The sequence below is a fragment of the Pseudonocardia sp. Cha107L01 genome, from assembly GCF_052566575.1.
The window spans coordinates 7,498,639-7,522,792 of sequence record NZ_CP199579.1 but is presented as its reverse complement, the minus strand read 5'-3'; the positions used below and the strand labels follow the sequence as shown (position 1 = coordinate 7,522,792).

Below are 24,154 nucleotides of genomic sequence, written 5' to 3'. Positions count from 1 at the left end.
CTGACCTGACCGAGGCCGGCGGCACGATCCGCCCCATGACCGAATGAGGATGAAGAAGTGGCACGCGTAAAGCGGGCGGTCAACGCCCAGAAGAAGCGCCGCACGACCCTGGAGTTGGCCAGTGGCTACCGGGGCCAGCGGTCGCGGCTGTACCGCAAGGCCAAGGAGCAGATGCTCCACTCGCTGACCTACGCCTACCGGGACCGCCGCGCCCGCAAGGGTGACTTCCGGCAGCTGTGGATCACCCGGATCAACGCCGCCGCCCGCGCGAACGGGATGACCTACAACCGCTTCATCCAGGGCCTGCGCCTTGCCGAGGTGGAGGTCGACCGCAAGATCCTGGCCGAGCTCGCGGTCAGCGACCCGGCCGCGTTCACCGCGCTGGTCGAGATCGCCAAGGCGAACGTGCCGGCGCAGGCGGCGGCCAAGGACGACTCAGCGGCCTGACCGATCGCCGTACCGATGTCGGATGGCAGTCAGGTCTGCACCGAGCGCACGCCCCGGGTGGCGGCGGCCCGCAAGCTGCTCCGCCGGGCGGGGCGGGAGCGGGCCGGCCGGTTCCTCGCCGAGGGAGCCCAGGCGGTCGGGGCCGCGGTTGCTTCCGCGGCCGGTGAGCGGACCCGCGACTCGACCGGTGAGCCGACCCGAGAGTCGATTGGGGCGCACCGCCCGGCCCGGGTGTACGAGGTGTTCACCACGGAGGTGGCCGCCGAGCGCAACGCCGAGCTGCTCGCCGCCGCGGCGGCCATCGGGGTGCCCGTGTCGGTGATCACCGAGCGGGCCGCCGAGACGCTGTCCGAGACGGTCACCCCGCAGGGGCTGCTCGCGGTATGCGGCCGGATCGACGTATCGCTGGCGGACGCACTGGCCGGGGCGCCGCGGCTGGTCGTGGTCCTGGTCGGTGCGTCCGACCCGGGCAACGCGGGCACCGTGATCCGGGTGGCCGACGCGGCCGGCGCGGACGCGGTGGTGCTCGCCGGCGACTCCGTCGACCCGCACAACGGCAAGTGCGTGCGCGGCTCGGTGGGCAGCGTGTTCCACCTGCCGGTGGCCACCGAGCGGGACGTGGCCGCGGTGCTGACCGGGTGCCGCGAGGCCGGCGTCCGGCTGCTCGCGGCGACGGCTGACGGCGAGTGGGACCTGTTCGAGGCGGCCGCGGCCGACACCGTGGCCGGACCGTGCGGCTGGCTGTTCGGCAGCGAGGCGCACGGGTTGCCGGCGGAGGTGGCCCGGGCGGCCGACGCCAGGGTCCGGGTACCGATCTACGGCCGGGCGGAGAGCCTCAATCTGGCCACCGCCGCGTCGGTCTGTGTATATGCGACAGCCCGGGCACAGCGGGCAGCTACGATTTCGGCGGACGCCGCGCACTGATTGCGCACGATTGATCGAGCACTGACCAGCGGCGTCGGCTCGTCCCATCCACTTCACCGAAGAGAGCGCGGCTCGTTCCGATGTCCGGTGTGAACGACAACTACGACCCGAAGCAGGTCGCCGTGCTGGATCCAGACGCGCTGCACAGTGCCGTCCAGGATGCCGAGCGGGCCTTCTCCGGGGCCACCGACCTGGCCGCACTGGCCACTGCCCGGTCCGCACACCTGGGGGACCGGTCTCCGGTGTTGTCCGCCCGCCGGGAGATCGGCGCGCTGCCCCCGCAGGCCAAGGCGGAGGCGGGCAAGCGGGTCAACGAGGCCCGGCTCGCGGTGCAGGCCGCGTTCGACACCCGCCGCGCCGAGCTGACCGCCGAGCGGGACACCAGGGTGCTGCTCGAGGAGCGGGTCGACGTCACGCTGCCCTGGGACCGGGTGCCCAGCGGCGCCCGGCACCCGATCACCCAGATCTCCGAGCGGATCGCCGACGTGTTCGTCGGCATGGGCTGGGAGGTCGCCGAGGGGCCCGAGGTCGAGGCCGGCTGGTTCAACTTCGACGCGCTCAACTTCGGCAAGGACCACCCGGCACGCGCCATGCAGGACACCTTCTACGTGGCGCGCCCTGGCGAGCGGACCGACCACGCGGCCGACGAGGCACTGGTGCTGCGGACACACACCTCGCCGGTGCAGATCCGGGCGCTGCTGGAGCGTCCGCTGCCGGTCTACGTGGTGTGCCCGGGGCGCACCTTCCGCACCGACGAGCTGGACGCCACCCACACCCCGGTGTTCCACCAGGTCGAGGGCCTCGCGGTCGACGAGGGCATCACGATGGCGCACCTCAAGGGCACCCTGGACGCGTTCGCCAGGTCGATGTTCGGGCCCACCTCACGGACCCGGCTGAGGCCGTCCTACTTCCCGTTCACCGAGCCGTCCGCCGAGGTGGACGTCTGGTTCCCGGAGAAGAAGGGCGGCGCCGGCTGGGTGGAGTGGGGTGGCTGCGGCATGGTCAACCCGAACGTGCTGCGCGCCTGCGGGGTGGACACCGAGCGGTACAGCGGTTTCGCGTTCGGCATGGGCCTGGAACGCACCCTGCAGTTCCGCAACGGGCTGCCCGACATGCGCGACCTGACCGAGGGTGACGTCCGCTTCACCAGCGCGTTCGGCATCGACGGCTGAACCTGTGCCCAGCGGAACCCGAGCCTGAAAATCTTGCGAGGAGCGAGCACGTGCGTGTTTCGGTGTCGTGGCTGGCCGACCAGGTCGAGCTGCCCGACGGCAGTACCGCGGCGGAGATCGCCGAGGCGTTCGTACGGGTTGGCCTCGAGGTCGAGGAGGTCCACCAGCCGCCCGAGGTGACCGGACCACTGCGGATCGGCCGGGTGCGCTCGATCGAGGAGCTCAGCGGGCTGAAGAAGCCGATCCGGTACTGCCAGGTCGAGGTCGGCGAGGACGCCCCGCGCGGCATCATCTGCGGCGCCACCAACTTCGCCGAGGGCGACCTGGTGGCGGTGGCGCTGCCCGGCGCCGTGCTGCCCGGCGATTTCGCCATCTCGGCGCGCAAGACCTACGGGCACGTGTCCGACGGGATGATCTGCTCGGTGCGCGAGCTCGGGCTGGGCACCGAGCACGCCGGGATCCTGGTGCTCCCGCCGGACGCCGGCGCGCCCGGCGACGACGCGGTCCCGGTCCTCGGGCTCGGCGACCCGGTGATCGAGCTGGCGGTCACCCCGGACCGGGGCTACTGCTTCTCCGTGCGCGGTCTGGCCCGCGAGCTGGCCTGCTCGCTGGACGTGCACTTCGCCGACCCGGCCAGGGTCGAGGTGCCCCCCGCCGACGCCGAGGCGTGGCCGGTCCGGATCGAGGACGCGACCGGCTGCCGCCGCTTCGTGGCCCGCCGGGTGACCGGGGTCGACCCGCACGCGCCCAGCCCGTGGTGGATGCGCCGCCGGTTGCTGGCCGCCGGTCTGCGGCCGATCTCCCTCGCCGTCGACGTCACGAACTACGTGATGATGGAGCTCGGCCAGCCGCTGCACGCCTACGACACATCCACCCTCAGCGGCCCGATCGTGGTGCGCAGGGCGACCGTGGGGGAGAAGCTCACTACGCTGGACGGCTCCGCGCGCGAGCTGGACCCGGACGACCTGCTGATCACCGACGGGAGCGGGCCGATCGGGCTGGCCGGGGTGATGGGCGGCGCGGCCACCGAGATCTCCGACGGCACCCATGACGTGCTGCTGGAGGCGGCCAACTTCGAGCCGGCGGTGATCGCCAGGGCGGCCCGTCGGCACAAGCTGCCCAGCGAGGCCTCCCGCCGCTTCGAGCGCGCTGTCGACCCCGCGCTGGCGGCCGCCGCGGCGGAGCGGGCCGCCGCGCTGCTGGTCCAGTACGGCGGCGGCACCATCGGCGACGGGCGCACCGACGTCGGGGAACCGCCGACGCTCGCGCCGGTCGCGATGCCGCTGGAGCTGCCGGACCGCGTCGCCGGGGTGCGCTACGAGCGCGGCGTGACCGCGCGGCGGCTGGTCCAGATCGGCTGCACCGTGGAGCTGCGGGCCGAGGGGGGCAGGACGGAGATCGTGGCCACGCCGCCGAGCTGGCGCCCAGACCTGGCGGCCCCCGCGGACCTGGTCGAGGAGGTGCTGCGGCTGGAGGGGTTGGAGACGATCCCGTCCGTGCTGCCCTCGGCGCCGGCCGGGCGTGGTCTCACCCCCGCCCAGCGCCGCCGCCGGGCGGTCTCCCGGTCTCTCGCCGAGAGCGGCTACATCGAGGTGGAGCCGTTCCCGTTCATCTCCGGCGCGGTGTTCGACAGTTTCGGCTGTCCGGCCGACGACGTGCGGCGGCGCACCCTGCGGGTCGTCAACCCCATCGACAGCGACCGCCCGGAGCTGGCCACCACGCTGTTGCCCGGGCTGCTCGACGCGCTGGTGCGCAACGTGGCCAGGGGCATGACCGACGTGGCGCTGTTCCACATCGGGCAGGTGGTGTTGCCGCTCGACGAGCCGGCGCCGATGCCGGAGCTGCCGGTCGACCACCGCCCGTCCGACGAGCAGATCCGGGCGCTGGTCGACGCGTTGCCGGCGCAGCCGGTGCACGTCGCGGTGGCGCTGGCCGGGCACCGCGAGCGGCCGGGCTGGTGGGGTCCGGGACGGCCGGCGAACTGGGCCGATGCGGTGCAGGCCGCGCACACGGTGGCCGAGGCCGCCGGTGTCGAGCTGACCGTGGTGGCCGCCGACATGGCGCCGTGGCACCCGGGCCGCTGCGCCCAGCTGCGGTTGGGCGACTCGCCGGTGGGTTACGCCGGTGAGCTGCACCCGAAGGTCGTCGAGGCGCTCGGGCTGCCGCCGAGGACCTGCGTGCTGGAGCTCGCGCTCGACCTGCTGCCGCTGACCGAGCGGCGACCGGCACCGTCGATCTCCCCGTTCCCGCCGGTGCTGCTCGACGTTGCGCTCGTGGTGGACGAGGACCAGCCGGCCGCCCCGGTGGCGGACGCGCTGCGCGAGGGCGCCGGCGAGCTGCTGGAGTACCTGGCGCTGTTCGACGTCTACGAGGGCGACCAGGTCGGCGAGGGCAAGCGGTCGCTGGCGTTCAGCATGCGGCTGCGCGCGGCGGACCGGACCCTGACCAGGGAAGAGGCCACGGCGGCTCGGGACGCGGCGGTGGCGGTGGCGGCGGAGCGCTACGGCGCGGTGGTCCGCGGCTGACCGAACCCGGTTGCATAGATCTGCAGATTGATGCATAGTCATGCGTATGGTTCGGATTGCGGTGGCCGGCGCTAGTGGTTATGCGGGGGGCGAGCTGCTGCGGCTGCTGCTCGCGCACCCGGATGTGGAGATCGGCGCGCTGACCGCCGGTGGCAACGCCGGCAGCCGCCTCGGCGAGCACCAACCGCATCTTCTCCCACTGGTCGACCGGACGCTCGTCGACACCGACCCGGCCACCCTGGTGGGGCATGACGTGGTGTTCCTCGCGCTGCCGCACGGGCACTCGGCGGCGCTGGCCGCCCAGCTGGGGCCGGACACCGTGGTGATCGACTGCGGCGCCGACCACCGGCTGCACGACGCCGGCGCCTGGGACCGCTGGTACGGCGGCGAACACGCCGGTCACTGGCCCTACGGGTTGCCCGAGCTGCCCGGCCAGCGGGAGAAGCTGGTCGGCGCCAGCCGGGTCGCGGTACCCGGCTGCTACCCGACGGTGGCCAGCCTGGCGCTGGCGCCCGCGCTGGCCGCCGGGCTGATCGAGCCCGATGTCGTCGTCACGGCGGTCTCCGGCACCAGCGGCGCCGGCAAGTCCGCCAAGCCGCACCTGATCGGCTCCGAGGTGATGGGGTCGGTCAGCGCCTACGGCGTCGGCGGCGCGCACCGGCACACCCCCGAGCTGATCCAGAACCTGTCCGCCGCCGCCGACCGGCCGGTGACGGTCAGCTTCACCCCTGTGCTGGCTCCGATGCCGAGGGGCATCCTGGCCACCTGCACTGCGAACACGTCCGCCAGCACGGCCGAGCTGCTCGACGTCTACCGCAAGGCCTACGACAGCGAGCCGTTCGTCCACCTGATGCCGGAGGGCAGCTGGCCGAGCACCGCGATGACGCTGGGTGCGAACACCGCCCTGCTGCAGCTGACCGTGGACCCCGACGCCGGCAAGGTCGTCGTGGTCGCCGCGATCGACAACCTCACCAAGGGCACCGCCGGCGCCGCGGTGCAGTGCATGAACCTCGCGCTCGGCCTGCCCGAGGTCACCGGCCTGCCGCTCACCGGCGTCGCTCCGTGACCGTGACGGCTCCCTCCGGCTTCCGCGCGGCCGGTATCGCCGCCGGGATCAAGACCACCGGGGCATTGGACATGGCGATGGTGGTGAACGACGGCCCGCAGCTGCACGCCGCCGGGGTGTTCACCACCAACAAGATCCAGGCCGCGCCGGTGCTGTGGTCGCGCCAGGTGCTGACCACCGGGCGGCTGCGCGCGGTGGTGCTCAACTCCGGCGGGGCCAACGCGTGCACGGGCTCACCGGGGTTCCAGACCACCCATGCCACCGCCGAGAAGGCCGCCGAGGTGCTGGAGTGCGGAGCGGCGGAGATCGCCGTCTGCTCGACCGGACTGATCGGTTCCCAGCTGCCCCGGGACGTGGTGCTGGCCGGGGTCGCGGCCGTCGCGGCGAAGCTGGCCGACACCGGCCAGTCCGCCACCGAGGCGGCCACCGCCGTGCTGACCACCGACACCCGCCCGAAGCAGGGGGTGTACCGGGACGACGACGGTTGGCGGATCGGCGGCTTCGCCAAGGGCGCCGGCATGGTCGCACCGGCGATGGCCACCCTGCTCGCGGTACTCAGCACGGACGCCTCGGTCGAACCGGCGGAGCTGGACCGGGCGCTGCGGGCCGCCTCGTCGCGGACCTTCGAGCGGTTGGACTTCGACGGCGGCACCTCGACCAACGACACCGTGCTGCTGATGGCGAACGGCGCCTCCGGGGTGAAGGTGGGTGCCGAGGAGCTGACCGACGCGCTCACGGGGTTCTGCACCACGCTCGTCGACCAGCTGCAGGCCGACGCCGAGGGCGCCACCAAGCACGTCACCGTTGCGGTGCGCGGCGCGGCGACGGAGCGGGAGGCGCTCGCGGTGGCCCGGCGCGTGGCCAGGGACAGCCTGGTGAAGACGGCGTTCTTCGGCTCCGACCCGAACTGGGGACGCGTCGCGATGGCCGTCGGGAACGCGAACGCCACCATCGACCCGCACCGATTGGAGATCGCGATGAACGGGGTGACGCTCTGCCGGGACGGCGCGGCGGCCGGCGACCGGCATGCCGCCGACCTGTCCGGTCGGGACATCCTGGTGGAGGTCGACCTGCACGTGGGGGCCGCCGCCGCGCAGATCCGCACCACCGACCTCTCGCCCCGCTACGTCGAAGAGAACAGCGCGTACCCGTCATGACCGGCACCGGGATCAACGCGGCGACTCCGGGCACAGTGACTCTGGGCAGCGGGATCAGTTCGGCGGCTCCGGGCTCGGCGCGCAGCGCCAGGGAGCGGCTGGCGAACGCCGGCGAGAAAGCCGGGGTGCTGGCCGAGGCGCTGCCCTGGCTGCAGACCTTCCACGGCAAGATCGTGGTGATCAAGTACGGCGGCAACGCCATGATCGACGACGAGCTGAAGGCGGCGTTCGCGCAGGACATGGTGTTCCTGCGGCTGGCCGGCATCCACCCGGTGGTGGTGCACGGCGGCGGCCCGCAGATCACCGCCATGCTGAAGCGGCTGAACCTGCCGGCCGAGTTCCGCGGCGGCCTGCGGGTGACCACGCCGGAGACCATCGACGTGGTGCGGATGGTGCTGGTCGGGCAGGTCGGCCGGGAGCTGGTCGGGCTGATCAACGCGCACGGCCCGTACGCGGTCGGCATGTCCGGGGAGGACGCCGGGCTGTTCACCGCCGAGAAGCGCACCGCGCTGGTCGACGGCGAGGCGGTGGACATCGGGCTGGTCGGCGACGTGGTCGCGGTCAACCCGGCGGCCGTGCTGGACATCGTGGCGGCCGGCCGGATCCCGGTGGTGGCCGGCGTGGCGCCGGACCTCGAGGGCACCGTCTACAACATCAACGCGGACAGCGCGGCCGCCGCTCTCGCGGAGGCGCTAGGCGCGGCCAAGCTGGTCGTGCTGACCGACGTGGAGGGCCTGTACGCGAACTATCCGGACCCGGACTCGCTGATCAGCGTGTTGGCCGCCGACCAGCTGGCGCCGATGCTGCCGTCCCTCGCGTCCGGCATGGCACCGAAGATGGAGGCCTGCCTGCGTGCGGTGCGCGGCGGCGTCCCCCAGGCACACGTGATCGATGGCCGGCTGGCGCACTCGGTGCTGCTGGAGGTCTTCACGAGCGAAGGAGTGGGAACGATGGTGGTGCCGTCATGACCGGTGCAACGGGTCAGGGTGGCCTGACCGCCCGGTGGCAGGGCGCGATGATGAACAACTACGGCACCCCGCCGCTGGCCCTGGTGCGCGGCAGTGGCGCCGAGGTGTGGGACGCCGACGGCAACCGCTACCTGGACCTGGTGGCCGGCATCGCGGTGAACTCGCTCGGCCACGCCCACCCGGCCATCGTCGAGGCGGTCACCAGGCAGATCTCCACCCTGGGCCACGTGTCCAACCTCTACCTGGTCGAGCAGCCCATCGAGCTGGCCGAGCGGCTGATCGACCTGCTCGGGGTGGCACCCCAGGGTGCCCGCGCGCTGTTCTGCAACTCCGGCGCGGAGGCCCTCGAGGCGGCGTTCAAGATGTCCCGGCGGACCGGCCGCACCAAGCTGGTGGCCGCCCAGAACGCATTCCACGGCCGCACCATGGGCGCGCTCGCGCTGACCGGCCAGGAGCCGAAACGGGCCCCGTTCGCGCCGCTGCCGGCCGAGGTCAGCCACGTGCCGTTCGGCGACGTCGAGGCACTGGTCGCCGCGGTGGACGGCGACACCGCCGCCGTTGTACTGGAGCCGATCCTCGGCGAGGCCGGCGTGATCATCCCGCCGGAGGGCTACCTGCAGGCAGCCAGGGAGATCACCACCCGGCACGGCGCGCTGCTGATCCTGGACGAGGTGCAGACCGGCATCGGGCGGACCGGCTACTGGTTCGCCCACCAGGCCGTCGGCGTCACCCCGGACGTGGTCACGCTGGCCAAGGGGCTGGCCGGCGGGATGCCGATCGGCGCCTGCATCGGCATCGGGGCGGCCGCCGAGCTGCTCGAGCCCGGGCACCACGGCACCACCTTCGGCGGCAATCCGGTGTGTGCGGCCGCGGCGCTCGCGGTGCTGCGCACGATCGAGTCCGACGGGCTGCTCGCCCAGGTCGACCGGGTGGGCAAGGAGATCACCGCCGGGGTGGACGCGCTGAGCCACCCACTGGTCAGCTCCGTGGCCGGGGCCGGCCTGCTGATCGGCATCGGGCTCACCGCGCCGGCCTCGACCGCGGTGGCCACCGCCGCGCGGGACGCCGGGATCCTGGTGAACAACGCAGTGCCGGGCCGGGTTCGGCTGGTGCCGCCGCTCATCTTCAGCCACGAGCACGCCACCGAGTTCCTCACCGCGCTGCCCGGCATCCTGGATGCGGCCGCGGCGGCACATGCGGAGGCCGGCAATGCCTAGGCACCTGCTGCGTGACGACGACCTGAGCCCCGACGAGCAGCGCGTGGTCCTCGACCTCGCCGACCAGCTCAAGCGGGACCGCTACGCGCACCGCCCGCTCGCCGGCCCCCGGCCGATCGCGGTCGTTTTCGACAAGAGCTCCACCCGCACCAGGGTGTCCTTCGAGGTCGGCATCGCACAGCTCGGCGGCCACCCACTGATCATCGACGCGGGCAGCAGCCAGATGGGCCGCGGCGAGACCATCTCGGACACCGCGCGGATACTGTCCCGGTTCGTGGACGCGATCGTCTGGCGGACCACCGGCCAGGACCGCGTCGAGGAGATGGCGGCGGCCGCGTCGGTCCCGGTGGTCAACGCGCTGACCGACCAGTTCCACCCCTGCCAGGTGCTCGCCGACCTGCAGACCATCCGGGAGCGGCACGGCCGCCTCGCCGGGTTGACCCTGGTGTTCCTCGGCGACGGCGCGAACAACATGGCGCACTCGCTGCTGCTGGGCGGGGTGACCGCCGGGCTGCACGTGCGGGTGGCCGCGCCGGCCGGGTTCGAACCGGACCCCGACGTGCTCCGAGACGCCGCCAAGCGGGCCGAGGAGACCGGCGGCAGCGTCCTGGTGACCACCGACCCGCTGGCCGCGGTGGCCGGCGCGGACGTTGTGGTCACCGACACCTGGGTGTCCATGGGACAGGAGGCGGACGGGCTGAACCGCCGCGCGCCGTTCCTGCCGTACCAGGTCAACGCCGACCTGCTGGCGCACGCCAACCCCGGCGCCACCGTGCTGCACTGCCTGCCGGCGCACCGCGGTGACGAGATCACCGACGAGGTGCTGGACGGCCCGGCCAGCGGTGCCTGGGACGAGGCGGAGAACCGGCTGCACGCGCAGAAGGCGCTGCTCTGCTGGCTGATCGAGCAGAGCACTGAACGAAGCACAGCGGGGTAGTCATGAGCGTGCCGACCCGCGTGGCCAGGCAGGCCCGGATCGTGGAGCTGATCGGTCAGCGGGCGATCCGGAGCCAGGCTGAGCTGGCCACCCTGCTGGCCACGGAGGGCGTCGAGGTCACCCAGGCGACGCTGTCGCGCGACCTCGACGAGCTGGGCGCGGTGAAGCTGCGCGGCCCGGACGGCGGGGCGCCGGTCTACGCGCTGCCCGAGGAGGGGCACCCGATGCGGGCGTCCGCCGGAGGTACCTCGCGGCTGGCCCGCCTGCTTGGTGAGCTGCTGGTGTCGGCCGATGCCAGCGGGAACCTCGCCGTGCTGCGCACCCCGCCCGGGGCGGCGCAGTTCCTGGCCAGCGCACTCGACCGGGCGGCCCTGCACGATGTCGTCGGCACCATTGCCGGCGATGACACGATCCTGGTGGTGGCCCGCGAGCCGCTCACCGGTCCCGAACTGGCGCGGCGGATCGCCGCACTCGGCGACTCGCGCTCCGGCGCGCACTCTGACGAAGGAGCATCCCTCTCGTGAGCAAGGTCCTGAGCTCCCTTCCCAAGGGCGAGCGCATCGGCATCGCCTTCTCCGGTGGCCTCGACACCTCCGTGGCGGTCGCCTGGATGCGCGACAGGGGCGGGCTCCCCTGCACCTACACCGCCGACCTGGGGCAGTACGACGAGCTGGACATCCCCGGTGTGTCCGCCCGGGCGATGCAGTACGGCGCCGAACTTGCGCGGGCTGTTGATATCAAGCCACAGCTGGTCGAGGAGGGCCTGGCCGCGCTGGCCTGCGGTGCCTTCCACATCCGGTCCGGAGGCCGGGTGTACTTCAACACCACGCCCCTGGGCCGCGCCGTCACCGGGACGGTGCTGGTGCGGGCGATGCAGGCCGACGACGTGAACATCTGGGGCGACGGGTCGACGTTCAAGGGCAACGACATCGAGCGGTTCTACCGCTACGGCCTTCTGGCCAACCCGGATCTGCGGATCTACAAGCCGTGGCTCGACGCCGACTTCGTCACCGAGCTGGGTGGCCGCGACGAGATGAGCAGGTGGCTCACCGCGCACGGGCTGCCGTACCGGGATTCGGCGGAGAAGGCGTACTCGACCGACGCCAACATCTGGGGTGCGACCCACGAGGCCAAGACGCTCGAGCACCTGAACGTGTCCCTGGAGACCGTCGAGCCGATCATGGGGGTGAAGTTCTGGGACGCTGGAGTCGAGATCGCGACCGAAGACGTCGCCATCACCTTCGAGGCCGGCCTCCCGGTGGCGATCAACGGCAAGCGGTTCGCCGACCCCGTCGACCTCGTGCTGGAGGCCAACGCGATCGGCGGGCGCCACGGCCTTGGCATGTCCGACCAGATCGAGAACCGGATCATCGAGGCCAAGTCGCGCGGCATCTACGAGGCGCCCGGGATGGCGCTCCTCTTCGCCGCCTACGAGCGGCTGGTCAACGCCATTCACAACGAGGACACCGTCGCCAACTACCACAACGAGGGGCGCAAGCTCGGCCGGCTGCTCTACGAGGGGCGGTGGCTGGACCCGCAGGCGTTGATGGTGCGCGAGTCGATCCAGCGGTGGATCGCCTCGCTGGTGACCGGCACCGTGACGTTGCGCCTGCGCCGCGGTGACGACTACACGATCCTCGACACCCAGGGACTCGGCTTCTCCTACCACCCGGACCGGCTCTCCATGGAGCGGGTCGAGAACCCCGCCTTCGGGCCCATGGACCGGATCGGCCAGCTCACCATGCGCAACCTGGACATCGCCGACTCCCGCGCCAAGCTGGAGTCCTACGCCGGGCAACCGCAGGATCAGGGGATGGTGCTTGTGGAGCACGGCACGCTCTTCGGTGAGCTGCCCGCGGGCGGGTTCGACCGGATCGCGGCGGCCCGTGCCGGCGGCGAGGTCCGCGCTGACGATCACGGTTTCCTCGACGACGCCGCACTGGAATCGGGTACCGACTGATGGCCGAGAGAAGGCCTGCCGGAACGAGCATCGGCACCGAGAGAAGGCCTGCCGGAACGAGCATCGGCACCGAGAGAAGGCCTGCCGGAACGAGTATGGGCACGGGCTCCGCGTTGTGGGGCGGCCGGTTCGCCGGCGGCCCCGCCGACGCGCTCGCGGCACTGTCGAAGTCCACCCACTTCGACTGGCGGCTCGCGCGCTACGACATCGCCGGCTCGCGGGCGCACGCCCGGGTGCTGCACCGCGCCGGGCTGCTCACACCGGACGAGCTGGCCGCCATGCTCGGCGGGCTGGACGCGCTGGAGGCGGACACCGTCTCCGGCGCGTTCGTCGCGGCGGAGGACGACGAGGACGTGCACTCGGCGCTGGAACGCGGCCTGATCGAGCGGGTCGGCCCGGACGTGGGCGGCAAGCTGCGCGCCGGGCGGTCCCGCAACGACCAGATCGCCACGCTGCTGCGGCTGTGGTGGCGGGACACCGCGCGGCAGGTCGCCACCGGGGTGCTGGACGTGGTCGACGCGCTGCTGGCGCAGGCCACCCGCCACCCGGATGTGCCGATGCCCGGCCGCACGCACCTGCAGCACGCCCAGCCGGTGCTGCTGGCCCACCAGCTCGCGGCGCACGCGCACGCGCTGCTGCGGGACGTGGACCGGCTCCGCGACGCCGACCGGCGGGCCTCGATCTCGCCGTACGGCTCCGGGGCGCTGGCCGGCAGCTCGCTCGGGCTGGACCCGGAGGCGGTCGCCGCCGAGCTGGGCTTCTCCGGTTCGGTGGCCAACTCGATCGACGGCACCGCGTCCCGGGACGTGGCGGCCGAGGCGGCGTTCGTGCTGGCCATGGTCGGCGTGGACCTGTCCCGGATCGCCGAGGAGGTGATCATCTGGGCCACCGTGGAGTTCGGCTACGTGACCCTGGACGACGCCTACTCGACGGGTAGCTCGATCATGCCGCAGAAGAAGAACCCGGACGTCGCCGAGCTGACCAGGGGCAAGGCCGGCCGGCTGATCGGCAACCTGACCGGCCTGCTGGCCACGCTCAAGGCGCAGCCGCTGGCCTACAACCGGGACCTGCAGGAGGACAAGGAGCCGCTGTTCGACTCCGCCGACCAGCTGGAGCTGGTGCTGCCCGCGATGGCCGGCATGGTCGACACGCTCGTCTTCCACACCGAGCGGCTGGCCTCGCTGGCGCCGGCCGGCTTCACCCTGGCCACCGACGTGGCGGAGTGGCTGGTCCGGGCCGGGGTGCCGTTCCGGGTGGCGCACGAGGCGGCCGGGGCGTGTGTCCGGGCCGCCGAGGCACGCGGGGTCGGGCTGGACGAGCTGACCGACGCCGAGCTGGCCGCCGCGTCGCCGGCGCTCACCCCCAAGGTGCGCGAGGTGCTGACGGTGGCCGGTTCGATCGCATCCCGGGACGGCCGGGGCGGTACCGCGCCCGGCCGGGTCGCCGAGCAGCTCGACGAGCTGCGCGAGACCGTGGCGCAGGCCCGGAGCTGGGCCGGCCGGCCGGTAACCCAGACAGGAGAGGCCCGATGAGCTCCACCGCACTGCAGTCCGCCAAGGCCGACTACGACGCGCTCGTCGCGCGGGGCATCACGCTCGACCTGACCAGGGGCAAGCCCTCGGCCGCGCAGCTCGATCTGGCGGCGCCGATGCTGTCCATGCCCGGCCCGGACTACCGCGCCGCCGACGGCTCCGACGCCCGCAACTACGGCAACCTGCGCGGCCTTCCCGAGCTGCGCGCGATCTTCAGCGGCGCGCTCGACGTGCCCGTCGAGCAGCTGGTGGCGTTCAACAACTCCAGCCTGGAGCTGATGTACGACACGCTGGCGCAGGCCATGCTGTCCGCGCTGCCGGGCGCGCGCCGGCGCTGGGCCGACGAGCCCAGGGTCGCGTTCCTGGCCCCCGTACCGGGCTACGACCGGCACTACACCGCCTGCGAGCACCTGGGCATCGAGCTGGTCCCGGTGCCGCTGACCGACGACGGCCCGGACATGGACACGGTCGAGCAGCTGGTCGCGGGCGACCCGTCGATCAAGGGCATCTGGTGCGTGCCGAAGTACTCGAACCCGACGGGCACGGTGTACTCGGACGAGACGGTGCGCCGGCTGGCCTCGATGCCCACCGCCGCCCCGGACTTCCGGATCATGTGGGACAACGCCTACGCGGTGCACCACCTGACGGAGACCCCGGCGGAGATCGCCGACGTGCTCGCGCTGGCCACCGAAGCCGGCCATCCCGATCGGCCGTTCGTGTTCGGGTCCAGCTCCAAGATCACCCTGGCCGGGTCCGGGGTGGCGTTCCTGGGCGGTTCGGCGGCGAACGTGGACTGGTGGGTGGCGCGGCTGGTGGCCCGCAACATCGGCCCGGACAAGCTCAACCACCTGCGGCACGCCCGGTTCCTGCGCGATGCCGACGGGCTGGCCGAGCACATGCGCCGGCACCGGGAGATCGTCGCGCCGAAGTTCGCGGTGGTGCGGCAGGTGTTGGCGGAGCACTTCGCGGACACCCCGGGGGTGACCTGGACGGACCCGGCGGGCGGTTACTTCGTCACGCTGACCGTGCCGGACGGGCTGGCCTCCGAGGTCGTCCGGCTGGCCAAGGCGGCCGGCATCGCGCTGACCCCGGCCGGTGCCACGTACCCCTACGGCAAGGACCCCCGGGACGCGGTCATCCGGCTGGCGCCGACGTTCCCGGTGCTCGCGGAGGTCGAACAGGCGATGGCCGGCGTCGCGGTCTGTCTGCGGCTGGCGCTGGCGTCGGCGGGACTGGCCACGCGTTGACCGACCTGCTCCGGCGCGACGAGCTCGCGGTGGACGTGGTGGACGCCAGCTACCGGCTGCTCGGCTGCACGCTCGAGGCGGACACCGCGGACGGCCCGGTGGCGGTGCGGCTGGTGGAGGTGGAGGCGTACCGGGGCGCCGACGACCCGGCCTCGCACAGCTACCGGGGCCGCACGCCGCGCAACGCGGTGATGTGGGGCCCGGCGGGGTACCTGTACACGTACTTCGTCTACGGCATGCACTACTGCGCGAACGTCGTCTGCATGACCGACGGGGTGGCCGGCGCGGTGCTGCTGCGCGCCGGTGAGGTGGTCAGCGACCTCCAGCTGGCGCACGCCAGGCGGCCGACCGCGCGCCGCGACGCCGACCTTGCCAAGGGGCCCGCCCGGATGGCCGCGCTGCTCGGGATCGGTCGGGAGCAGTACGGGCTGGACCTGACCGACCCGGGCTCGCCGGTGCGGCTCTACGCGGGGGAGCCGGTGCCCCGGGCGTCGGTGTGCAGGGGCCCCAGGGTGGGCGTGGCCACCGCCAAGACGCTGCCGTGGCGGTTCTGGCTGGACGGCTCGCCCGCGGTGAGCCCGTACCGGGAGGCGGTGGTGCGCCCGCGGCGTAACCAGGTGGCGCCCGTGCGGGATGATCGGGGGCGTGAGTGAGCGAAGCGAACGAACCAATGTCACAGCAGTGAAAAGCTCACGGTCCGGCCGAGCGCAGCGAGGTGGATCGTGAGTGAGCACATTCTTGATGAGCTGGCCTGGCGTGGGCTGACCGCGCAGAGCACCGACCTGGACGCACTGCGCAAGGACCTGGATGCCGGTCCGCTGACGTTGTACTGCGGCTTCGACCCGACGGCGCCGAGCCTGCACGCCGGCAACCTGGTACCGCTGCTCACGCTGCGCCGGTTCCAGCAGGCCGGGCACCGGCCGATCGTGCTGGCCGGCGGCGCCACCGGCATGATCGGCGACCCCCGCGACTCCGCCGAGCGCTCGCTCAACCCGCTGAGCACGGTCAACGAGTGGGCGATGCGGATCCGGGGCCAGCTGGAGCGCTTCGTCCACTTCGACAACGACGCGGAGTCACCGACCGGCGCGATCGTCGCCAACAACCTGGACTGGACCGGCCCGCTCAGCGTGCTGGACTTCCTGCGCGACGTCGGTAAGCACTTCTCGGTCAACACCATGCTCGGCCGGGAGACGGTGAAACGCCGCCTGGACGGCGACGGCATGTCCTACACCGAGTTCAGCTACCTGCTGCTGCAGTCCAACGACTACCTGGAGCTGTTCCGCCGGCACGGCTGCCGGCTGCAGATCGGCGGCTCGGACCAGTGGGGCAACATCATCGGTGGGGTGGACCTGGTCCGCCGGGTGGAGTCGGTGGCGGTGCACGCGCTGACTACGCCGCTGGTCACCGACGCCGAGGGCCGCAAGTTCGGCAAGTCCACCGGTGGCGGCAACCTCTGGCTCGATCCGGAGATGACCTCGCCGTACGCCTGGTACCAGTACTTCGTGAACGTCGGTGACGCCGACGTGGTCAGTTTCCTGCGGATGTTCACCTTCCTGTCCCGCGAGGAGCTCGACGACCTGGCCGGGCAGACCGAGCAGCGACCGCAGGCCAGGGCGGCGCAACGCCGGCTGGCGGAGGAGCTGACCACGCTGGTGCACGGGGCCGACGAGACCCGGCGGGTGATCCTGGCCAGCCAGGCGCTGTTCGGGCGCGGCGAGCTGCGTGAGCTGGATCAGGGCACGCTGCGGGCCGCGCTGGCCGAGATCCCGTCGGCGACCACCACCCTCGCCGCCGCGCCGACGATCGTCGACCTCTTGGTGGACAGCGGATTGGTGGCCAGCAAGGGCGCGGCCAGACGCACCGTCGGCGAGGGTGGCGCCTACGTGAACAACGCGAAGGTGGACGACGCCGAGTGGAGCCCGTCGACGGCGGACCTGCTGCACGGGCGCTGGCTGGTTCTGCGACGCGGCAAACGTCACACCGCCGGCGTCGAGATCGTCGGGAGCTGATCAAATGACCGTTCATCGCAGCTCCGACCTGCGAAAACGCCGTTCGGCGAGAGACCGGCAAGTCGATTTGACTTTGCCGAGGCGCGGTCTGTAACTTTCTCCTCGTCGCCAAGCGGGGCGCACGGAGGGGCCAGAACATCGGCCCGCCAGCCGCGAACCGCACGAGGCTGACAAACCCTCGAAAGATCTACAGGGCGAGCGGTTGCAACCGCGACTCGGACTGTGTATCGTAAGAGAGTTGCCCCGGAACGCCCCGCTCGACAGCGGTTCGTGATGGTGTGTGGATGTCTTTTGAGAACTCAACAGTGTGCTGAGCTTTTATTTTCTGGTTTGTTTATGCCAGTTGTGTTTGTTTATTTTTGAGTTCAGGTTTCTATGGAGAGTTTGATCCTGGCTCAGGACGAACGCTGGCGGCGTGCTTAACACATGCAAGTCGAGCGGTAAGGCCCTTTCGGGGGTACACGAGCGGCGAACGGGTGAGTAACACGTGGGCGACCTACCCTCAGCTTCGGGATAAGCCTGGGAAACTGGGTCTAATACCGGATATGACCACATGTCGCATGGTGTGTGGTGGAAAGTTTTTTCGGCTGGGGATGGGCCCGCGGCCTATCAGCTTGTTGGTGGGGTGATGGCCTACCAAGGCGACGACGGGTAGCCGGCCTGAGAGGGCGACCGGCCACACTGGGACTGAGATACGGCCCAGACTCCTACGGGAGGCAGCAGTGGGGAATATTGCGCAATGGGCGAAAGCCTGACGCAGCGACGCCGCGTGGGGGATGACGGCCTTCGGGTTGTAAACCTCTTTCGCCATCGACGAAGGCCTTCGGGTTGACGGTAGGTGGAGAAGAAGCACCGGCCAACTACGTGCCAGCAGCCGCGGTAATACGTAGGGTGCGAGCGTTGTCCGGAATTATTGGGCGTAAAGAGCTCGTAGGCGGTGTGTCACGTCGATCGTGAAAACGTACAGCTTAACTGTGCGCGTGCGGTCGATACGGGCATCACTGGAGTTCGGCAGGGGAGACTGGAATTCCTGGTGTAGCGGTGAAATGCGCAGATATCAGGAGGAACACCGGTGGCGAAGGCGGGTCTCTGGGCCGATACTGACGCTGAGGAGCGAAAGCGTGGGGAGCGAACAGGATTAGATACCCTGGTAGTCCACGCCGTAAACGGTGGGCGCTAGGTGTGGGGATCATTCCACGGTCTCTGTGCCGCAGCTAACGCATTAAGCGCCCCGCCTGGGGAGTACGGCCGCAAGGCTAAAACTCAAAGGAATTGACGGGGGCCCGCACAAGCGGCGGAGCATGTGGATTAATTCGATGCAACGCGAAGAACCTTACCTGGGTTTGACATGCACTAGACGCGTCTAGAGATAGGCGTTCCCTTGTGGCTGGTGTGCAGGTGGTGCATGGCTGTCGTCAGCTCGTGTCGTGAGATGTTGGGTTAAGTCCCGCAACGAGCGCAACCCCTGTTCCATGTTGCCAGCGCGTAATGGCGGGGACTCATGGGAGACTGCCGGGGTCAACTCGGAGGAAGGTGGGGATGACGTCAAGTCATCATGCCCCTTATGTCCAGGGCTTCACACATGCTACAATGGCTCATACAGAGGGCTGCGAGACCGCGAGGTGGAGCGAATCCCTTAAAGTGAGTCTCAGTTCGGATTGGGGTCTGCAACTCGACCCCATGAAGTCGGAGTCGCTAGTAATCGCGGATCAGCAACGCCGCGGTGAATACGTTCCCGGGCCTTGTACACACCGCCCGTCACGTCATGAAAGTTGGTAACACCCGAAGCCGACGGCCTAACCCGTAAGGGAGGGAGTTGTCGAAGGTGGGACTGGCGATTAGGACGAAGTCGTAACAAGGTAGCCGTACCGGAAGGTGCGGCTGGATCACCTCCTTTCTAAGGAGTTTCCCACATAGGTGGGGAGTTCATCTCCTTTCACTAAAGGTTCGCCCCTGTACACGACATTGGTCCGCGTTTGTGGGTTGGTGTTGGGGGTGGCTGGGTGGAATATGGCAGATCAGATTGGCTTGGCACGCTGTTGGGTCCTGAGAGGACATCCCGTTGTGGGTTGTTTTTTCTGGCCGTGCTCATCATGGATCGTCTAACGCTCGCTGTGGGCTCGTGTGTGTTGCGGGTTTTGGTGTGGGTGGTGGTGGTTGGTGTGGTGGGGTGTGGTTGTTTGTTGAGTGTTGCATAGTGGATGCGAGCATCTTGTTGTGGTGAAGTGTTTAAGGGCACATGGTGGATGTCTAGGCATCAGGAGCCGATGAAGGACGTCTGAGACTGCGATATGCCTCGGGGAGTTGTCAACAGAGCTGTGATCCGAGGATTTCCGAATGGGGCAACCCGGCACCCGGATAATAAAGGGGTGTCACCCGCATCTGAATAAAATAGGGTGTGTGGAGGGAACGCGGGGAAGTGAAACATCTCAGTACCCGCAGGAAGAGAAAACAATTGTGATTCCGTGAGTAGTGGCGAGCGAAAGCGGAAGAGGCTAAACCCTGGTCGTGTCAAGCCGGCGGGCGTTGCGGTTGGGGTGTTGTGGGACGTTGTCGTGGATCTCCCGCTGGGGGTCCGAGCGTGGTGTGGTGTGTTAGCGGAAGGCCTCTGGAAAGGGTCGGCGTAGAGGGTGAGACCCCCGTACGTGAAAACGCGCTGTGCTGTGTTGGATGATGTTCCCGAGTAGCAGCGAGCTCGTGGAATTTGCTGTGAATCTGCCGGGACCACCCGGTAAGCCTAAATACTACCTGATGACCGATAGCGGACTAGTACCGTGAGGGAAAGATGAAAAGTACCCCGGGAGGGGAGTGAAATAGTACCTGAAACCGTGTGCCTACAAGCCGTCAGAGCCCTTTAATAAGGTGATGGCGTGCCTTTTGAAGAATGAGCCTGCGAGTTGTGGCATGTGGCGAGGTTAACCCGTGTGGGGAAGCCGTAGCGAAAGCGAGTCTGAATAGGGCGTTTTTAGTCGCGTGTTGCAGACCCGAAGCGGAGTGATCTACCCATGGCCAGGGTGAAGCGCCGGTAAGACGGTGTGGAGGCCCGAACCCACCAGGGTTGAAAACCTGGGGGATGAGCTGTGGGTAGGGGTGAAAGGCCAATCAAACTCCGTGATAGCTGGTTCTCCCCGAAATGCATTTAGGTGCAGCGTTGCGTGTTTCTTCCTGGAGGTAGAGCACTGGATGGTCTAGGGGGCCGACAAGCTTACCGAAATCAACCAAACTCCGAATGCCAGTGAAGTGAAGCGTGGCAGTGAGACTGCGGGCGATAAGGTTCGTAGTCGAGAGGGAAACAGCCCAGATCACCGGCTAAGGCCCCTAAGCGTGCGCTAAGTGGGAAAGGATGTGGGTTCGCCCAGACAACCAGGAGGTTGGCTTAGAAGCAGCCACCCTTGAAAGAGTGCGTAATAGCTCACTGGTCAAGTGGATCCGCGCCGACAATGTAGCGGGGCTCAAGCGCACCGCCGAAGCCGTGGCATGCAGACTTTAATCCGCCAGCTTGCTGGTGCAGTTGTCTGTGTGGGTAGGGGAGCGTCGTACATCTAGTGAAGCGGCGGGGTGACCCAGCCGTGGAGGGTGTACGAGTGAGAATGCAGGCATGAGTAGCGAATGCAGAGTGAGAAACTCTGCCGCCGAATGACCAAGGGTTCCTGGGCCAGGTTAATCCGCCCAGGGTGAGCCGGGACCTAAGGCGAGGCCGACAGGCGTAGTCGATGGACAACGGGTTGATATTCCCGTGCCCGTGCAAGCGCGTCCCTGATGAGGTCGGTGATGCTAACCACCCGTGTGTCGTTTATTGCCTTCGGGTGATTTGCGGTGTGTGGCTGGGAACCGATCCGGTAGTAGTCAAGCGATGGGGTGACGCAGGAGGGTAGCTCCGCCAGTGAATGGTTGTACTGGTGTAAGCGTGTAGCCCGACATCCAGGCAAATCCGGGTGTCGTGAAGGGTGAGACGTGATGCGTAGCCGATTGAGGCGAAGTAGAGTGATCCCATGCTGCCGAGAAAAGCCTCTAGCGAGTTCTTGCGCGGCCCGTACCCTAAACCGACACAGGTGGTCAGGTAGAGAATACCAAGGCGATCGAGCGAACTATGGTTAAGGAACTCGGCAAAATACCTCCGTAACTTCGGGAGAAGGAGGGCCGGTTGCCTTGAAGCCCTTCGCGGGCTAGGGGTGGCCGGTCGCAGAGACCAGGCCCAAGCGACTGTTTACTAAAAACACAGGTCCGTGCGAAGTCGCAAGACGATGTATACGGACTGACGCCTGCCCGGTGCTGGAACGTTAAGAGGACCTGTTAGTCCCGTTCGCGGGGCGAAGCGGAGAATTTAAGCGCCAGTAAACGGCGGTGGTAACTATAACCATCCTAAGGTAGCGAAATTCCTTGTCGGGTAAGTTCCGACCTGCACGAATGGCGTAACGACTTGGGCGCTGTCTCGACCATAGACTCGGCGAAATTGCACTACGAGTAAAGATGCTCGTTACGCGCGGCAGGACGGAAAGACCCCGGGACCTTTACTATAGCTTGGTATTGGTGCTCGGTTCGGATTGTGTAGGATAGGTGGGAGACTGTGAAGCTGTCACGCTAGTGATGGTGGAGTCATCGTTGAAATACCACTCTGTTCGAATTGGGTGTCTAACCTCGGGCCATGATCTGGTTCAGGGACAGTGCCTGGTGGGTAGTTTAACTGGGGCGGTTGCCTCCCAAAATGTAACGGAGGCGCCCAAAGGTTCCCTCAGCCTGGTTGGCAATCAGGTGTTGAGTGTAAGTGCACAAGGGAGCTTGACTGTGAGACCGACAGGTCGAGCAGGGACGAAAGTCGGGACTAGTGATCCGGCACCACCTTGTGGAAGGGGTGTCGCTCAACGGATAAAAGGTACCCCGGGGATAACAGGCTGATCTTGCCCAAGAGTCCATATCGACGGCATGGTTTGGCACCTCGATGTCGGCTCGTCGCATCCTGGGGCTGGAGTAGGTCCCAAGGGTTGGGCTGTTCGCCCATTAAAGCGGCACGCGAGCTGGGTTTAGAACGTCGTGAGACAGTTCGGTCCCTATCCGCCGCGCGCGCAGGAGACTTGAGGAAGGCTGTCCCTAGTACGAGAGGACCGGGACGGACGAACCTCTGGTGTGCCAGTTGTCCCGCCAGGGGCATGGCTGGTTGGCTACGTTCGGAAGGGATAACCGCTGAAGGCATCTAAGCGGGAAGCTCGTTCCAAGATGAGGTCTCCCACCCCCATGCGGGGTTAAGGCCCCCAGTAGACCACTGGGTTGATAGGCCAGAGATGGAAGCACAGTAATGTGTGTAGTTGACTGGTACTAATAGGCCGAGGGCTTCACCGCAACACTTTTGTTGTGCGCATCCACTATGTGACCCTGAGCAAACAACCACCATCATGGTGTGTTGGGTGTTCTGTACGGGGTAAGTGCTGTTGATTTGTGAATAGTGTTGTCGGTGGTTTTAGCGTTGGGGAAACGCCCGGTCCCATTCCGAACCCGGAAGCTAAGCCCTTCAGCGCCGATGGTACTGCACTCGGTAGGGTGTGGGAGAGTAGGACACCGCCGGCATTTAACCTGCAAGAGGGGGGTTGGTCTCGGATCTTTTGATCCGAAGCCAACCCCCTTTTTCATGTTCGTACGGCTGACCGCCCGTGGTGCCTCGATGAGGTGGAGCCGCTGGGCGGCGGCCATCTATCTCGTAGGCTGGGGTTATGGCAGTGGACGGGCGTGCAGACTCGCCTAAGGGTCGTTCCGAGGGGAATCGAGGGGACGGCACGGGCTGGAAGTCGCGCGGCTCGAGCTCGAACTCCGATTCTGGAAGTAGCCGGACGCCGCGAGGGACCGGTGCCGCACGCGGCGCCGGTGGCTCCCACGGCGGGCGTGATCGAGGGGGCCGTCCCAGCTCCGGGGACGTTCCCGACCAGCGTCGGCGAACCGAGCAGAACGACCGCTCGGGCGACCGGCGGCCACCCGCGGACCGCTCCGGCGGCGGCGACCGGGTCTCCCGGCCGTCCGGCTCCGGTGGGCGCGACAGCGGCCGTGGTCCTGGCGGTGGCTGGTCCGGCGGCTCGCGGGGGACTGACGGCGACCGTCGAGGCCGCCCGGATCAGGGCAAGGGTGCCGGTTCCCGCTTCGGGGGTGGTGCCGGTCGCGGCTCGGACCGCACCGGCTCGGCCGGCCGCGGTGACGACCGGCGCGGCCGGGATGATCGCGACCGGACTTCGGGCGACGATCGGCGTGGTTCCAGGGACAGTCGCCCGTCGCAGCCCGATCGGGGATCCGGGTCGGACCGCCGCGAGTCCGCCGGTTGGCGCGATCAGTCCGACCGGCGGCGCGACGACGGCGGCCGGGGCGGAACCGCGAGCCGTGGCGGCGCCGGCGAGTACCGCAAGAGCGGGCAGGGACCGAGCCGTCCGAACGTCTCGACCGGTGACCGCCCGTACCGGCGTCCGACCGGCGACGACCGAGGTGCGTCCGGCACCCGCTCGGACAGTCCCAATCGCCGTGACCGCGCCCTCGGCGCCGCCGCTGACCGTGGCCGGCGGCTGGAGGGCCCCGAGGGGCGTGGCCCCAGCCGCGGTGGGGACCGCTACCAGGGCCGGCCTGACGACCGGGGGGCCAGGCCCGACCGGAGCGGTGGCTTCGACCGCGACCGTGGGTCCCGCACTGACAGCGGGGACCGGCGCGATCGCGTAACCAATGGGGACCGGGGCCCGCGTGCCGAGTCGGGAGACCGTCGTGACCGCCCGTCCGGTGCTGATCGCGGTCCGCGCACCGGCAGCGGTGACCGGCCGGACCACGGCGACCGCGACCGGGGCCAGCGTTCGGACAGCGCTCGTTCGGACAGCGCTCGTTCGGACAGCGGCCGTTCGGACAGCGGTGCGGACCGCCGGACCACCGGCGGCGGCGCTGATCGTGACCGCAGGGACCGGGCTCCGGGCAGCGGCGGCGCGCGCGAGCGTTACCAGGCCTCGGCCGAGCGACGTTCGTCCGGGCCGC

Annotated in this window: 15 protein-coding genes and 3 rRNA genes; all 18 read left to right on the top strand. The window is 69.2% G+C overall.

Translation table 11 applies throughout. From position 1 onward, the window contains the following. Window positions 1-57: 57 nt before the first annotated feature. The 18 genes from rplT (at window position 58) to rrf (ending at window position 22,723) form a co-directional block, all read left to right on the top strand. Window positions 58-447: a 50S ribosomal protein L20 gene (rplT, locus tag ACTXG6_RS35460; protein WP_445183692.1), complete on the top strand. Its 390-nt coding sequence runs from the start codon at window positions 58-60 to the stop codon at window positions 445-447. Between the two features lie 15 nt (window positions 448-462). Next, complete coding sequence (locus ACTXG6_RS35455; RefSeq protein WP_445183691.1) at window positions 463-1,371, top strand: TrmH family RNA methyltransferase; 909 nt, start codon at window positions 463-465, stop codon at window positions 1,369-1,371. Window positions 1,372-1,451: 80 nt separating this feature from the next. Continuing rightward, window positions 1,452-2,543: a phenylalanine--tRNA ligase subunit alpha gene (pheS, locus tag ACTXG6_RS35450; protein ID WP_445183690.1), complete on the top strand. Its 1,092-nt coding sequence runs from the start codon at window positions 1,452-1,454 to the stop codon at window positions 2,541-2,543. A gap of 50 nt (window positions 2,544-2,593) precedes the next feature. Continuing rightward, complete coding sequence (gene pheT, locus ACTXG6_RS35445) at window positions 2,594-5,068, top strand: phenylalanine--tRNA ligase subunit beta (protein WP_445183689.1); 2,475 nt, start codon at window positions 2,594-2,596, stop codon at window positions 5,066-5,068. 40 nt (window positions 5,069-5,108) lie between these two features. Next, the gene (argC, locus tag ACTXG6_RS35440) at window positions 5,109-6,134 is read left to right on the top strand and encodes an N-acetyl-gamma-glutamyl-phosphate reductase (RefSeq protein ID WP_445183688.1); all 1,026 of its coding nucleotides are present in this window, start codon (window positions 5,109-5,111) and stop codon (window positions 6,132-6,134) included. Continuing rightward, entirely contained in the window at window positions 6,131-7,291 is a 1,161-nt protein-coding gene (gene argJ / locus ACTXG6_RS35435; protein ID WP_445183687.1) for a bifunctional glutamate N-acetyltransferase/amino-acid acetyltransferase ArgJ, read from the top strand. Before argC ends, argJ begins: the two co-directional genes overlap by 4 nt. After that, complete coding sequence (argB, locus tag ACTXG6_RS35430; protein ID WP_445183686.1) at window positions 7,288-8,259, top strand: acetylglutamate kinase; 972 nt, start codon at window positions 7,288-7,290, stop codon at window positions 8,257-8,259. The genes argJ and argB overlap by 4 nt, the downstream gene beginning before the upstream one ends. Beyond that, window positions 8,256-9,476 (top strand): acetylornithine transaminase, encoded by a 1,221-nt coding sequence (locus ACTXG6_RS35425; protein ID WP_445183685.1) that lies wholly within the window; start codon window positions 8,256-8,258, stop codon window positions 9,474-9,476. The genes argB and ACTXG6_RS35425 overlap by 4 nt, the downstream gene beginning before the upstream one ends. Then, window positions 9,469-10,413, top strand: coding sequence for an ornithine carbamoyltransferase (argF, locus tag ACTXG6_RS35420; protein WP_445183684.1), 945 nt, complete (start codon window positions 9,469-9,471; stop codon window positions 10,411-10,413). The genes ACTXG6_RS35425 and argF overlap by 8 nt, the downstream gene beginning before the upstream one ends. A 2-nt stretch (window positions 10,414-10,415) precedes the next feature. After that, entirely contained in the window at window positions 10,416-10,937 is a 522-nt protein-coding gene (locus ACTXG6_RS35415) for an arginine repressor (protein ID WP_445183683.1), read from the top strand. Next, window positions 10,934-12,373 (top strand): argininosuccinate synthase, encoded by a 1,440-nt coding sequence (gene argG, locus ACTXG6_RS35410; RefSeq protein WP_445183682.1) that lies wholly within the window; start codon window positions 10,934-10,936, stop codon window positions 12,371-12,373. The genes ACTXG6_RS35415 and argG overlap by 4 nt, the downstream gene beginning before the upstream one ends. 95 nt (window positions 12,374-12,468) lie before the next feature. Further along, window positions 12,469-13,905, top strand: a complete 1,437-nt coding sequence (gene argH, locus ACTXG6_RS35405) for an argininosuccinate lyase (protein ID WP_445183681.1) — start codon at window positions 12,469-12,471, stop codon at window positions 13,903-13,905. Continuing rightward, window positions 13,902-15,152 carry an aminotransferase class I/II-fold pyridoxal phosphate-dependent enzyme gene (locus ACTXG6_RS35400; RefSeq protein ID WP_445183680.1) on the top strand — a complete coding sequence of 417 codons (1,251 nt, stop codon included), beginning with the start codon at window positions 13,902-13,904 and terminating at the stop codon, window positions 15,150-15,152. The genes argH and ACTXG6_RS35400 overlap by 4 nt, the downstream gene beginning before the upstream one ends. A gap of 5 nt (window positions 15,153-15,157) precedes the next feature. After that, a complete protein-coding gene (locus tag ACTXG6_RS35395; protein WP_445190185.1) occupies window positions 15,158-15,805 on the top strand; it encodes a DNA-3-methyladenine glycosylase in 648 nt (215 codons plus the stop codon). A gap of 69 nt (window positions 15,806-15,874) precedes the next feature. Next, entirely contained in the window at window positions 15,875-17,161 is a 1,287-nt protein-coding gene (gene tyrS, locus ACTXG6_RS35390; protein ID WP_445183679.1) for a tyrosine--tRNA ligase, read from the top strand. A 372-nt stretch (window positions 17,162-17,533) separates the two neighbouring features. Next, window positions 17,534-19,058: ribosomal RNA gene (locus ACTXG6_RS35385) — 16S ribosomal RNA — on the top strand. Between the two features lie 322 nt (window positions 19,059-19,380). Then, window positions 19,381-22,498 (top strand): 23S ribosomal RNA (locus ACTXG6_RS35380). Between the two features lie 108 nt (window positions 22,499-22,606). Next, window positions 22,607-22,723: ribosomal RNA gene (rrf, locus tag ACTXG6_RS35375) — 5S ribosomal RNA — on the top strand. The 16S, 23S and 5S rRNA genes sit together here, the layout of an rRNA operon. Window positions 22,724-24,154 lie beyond the last annotated feature (1,431 nt).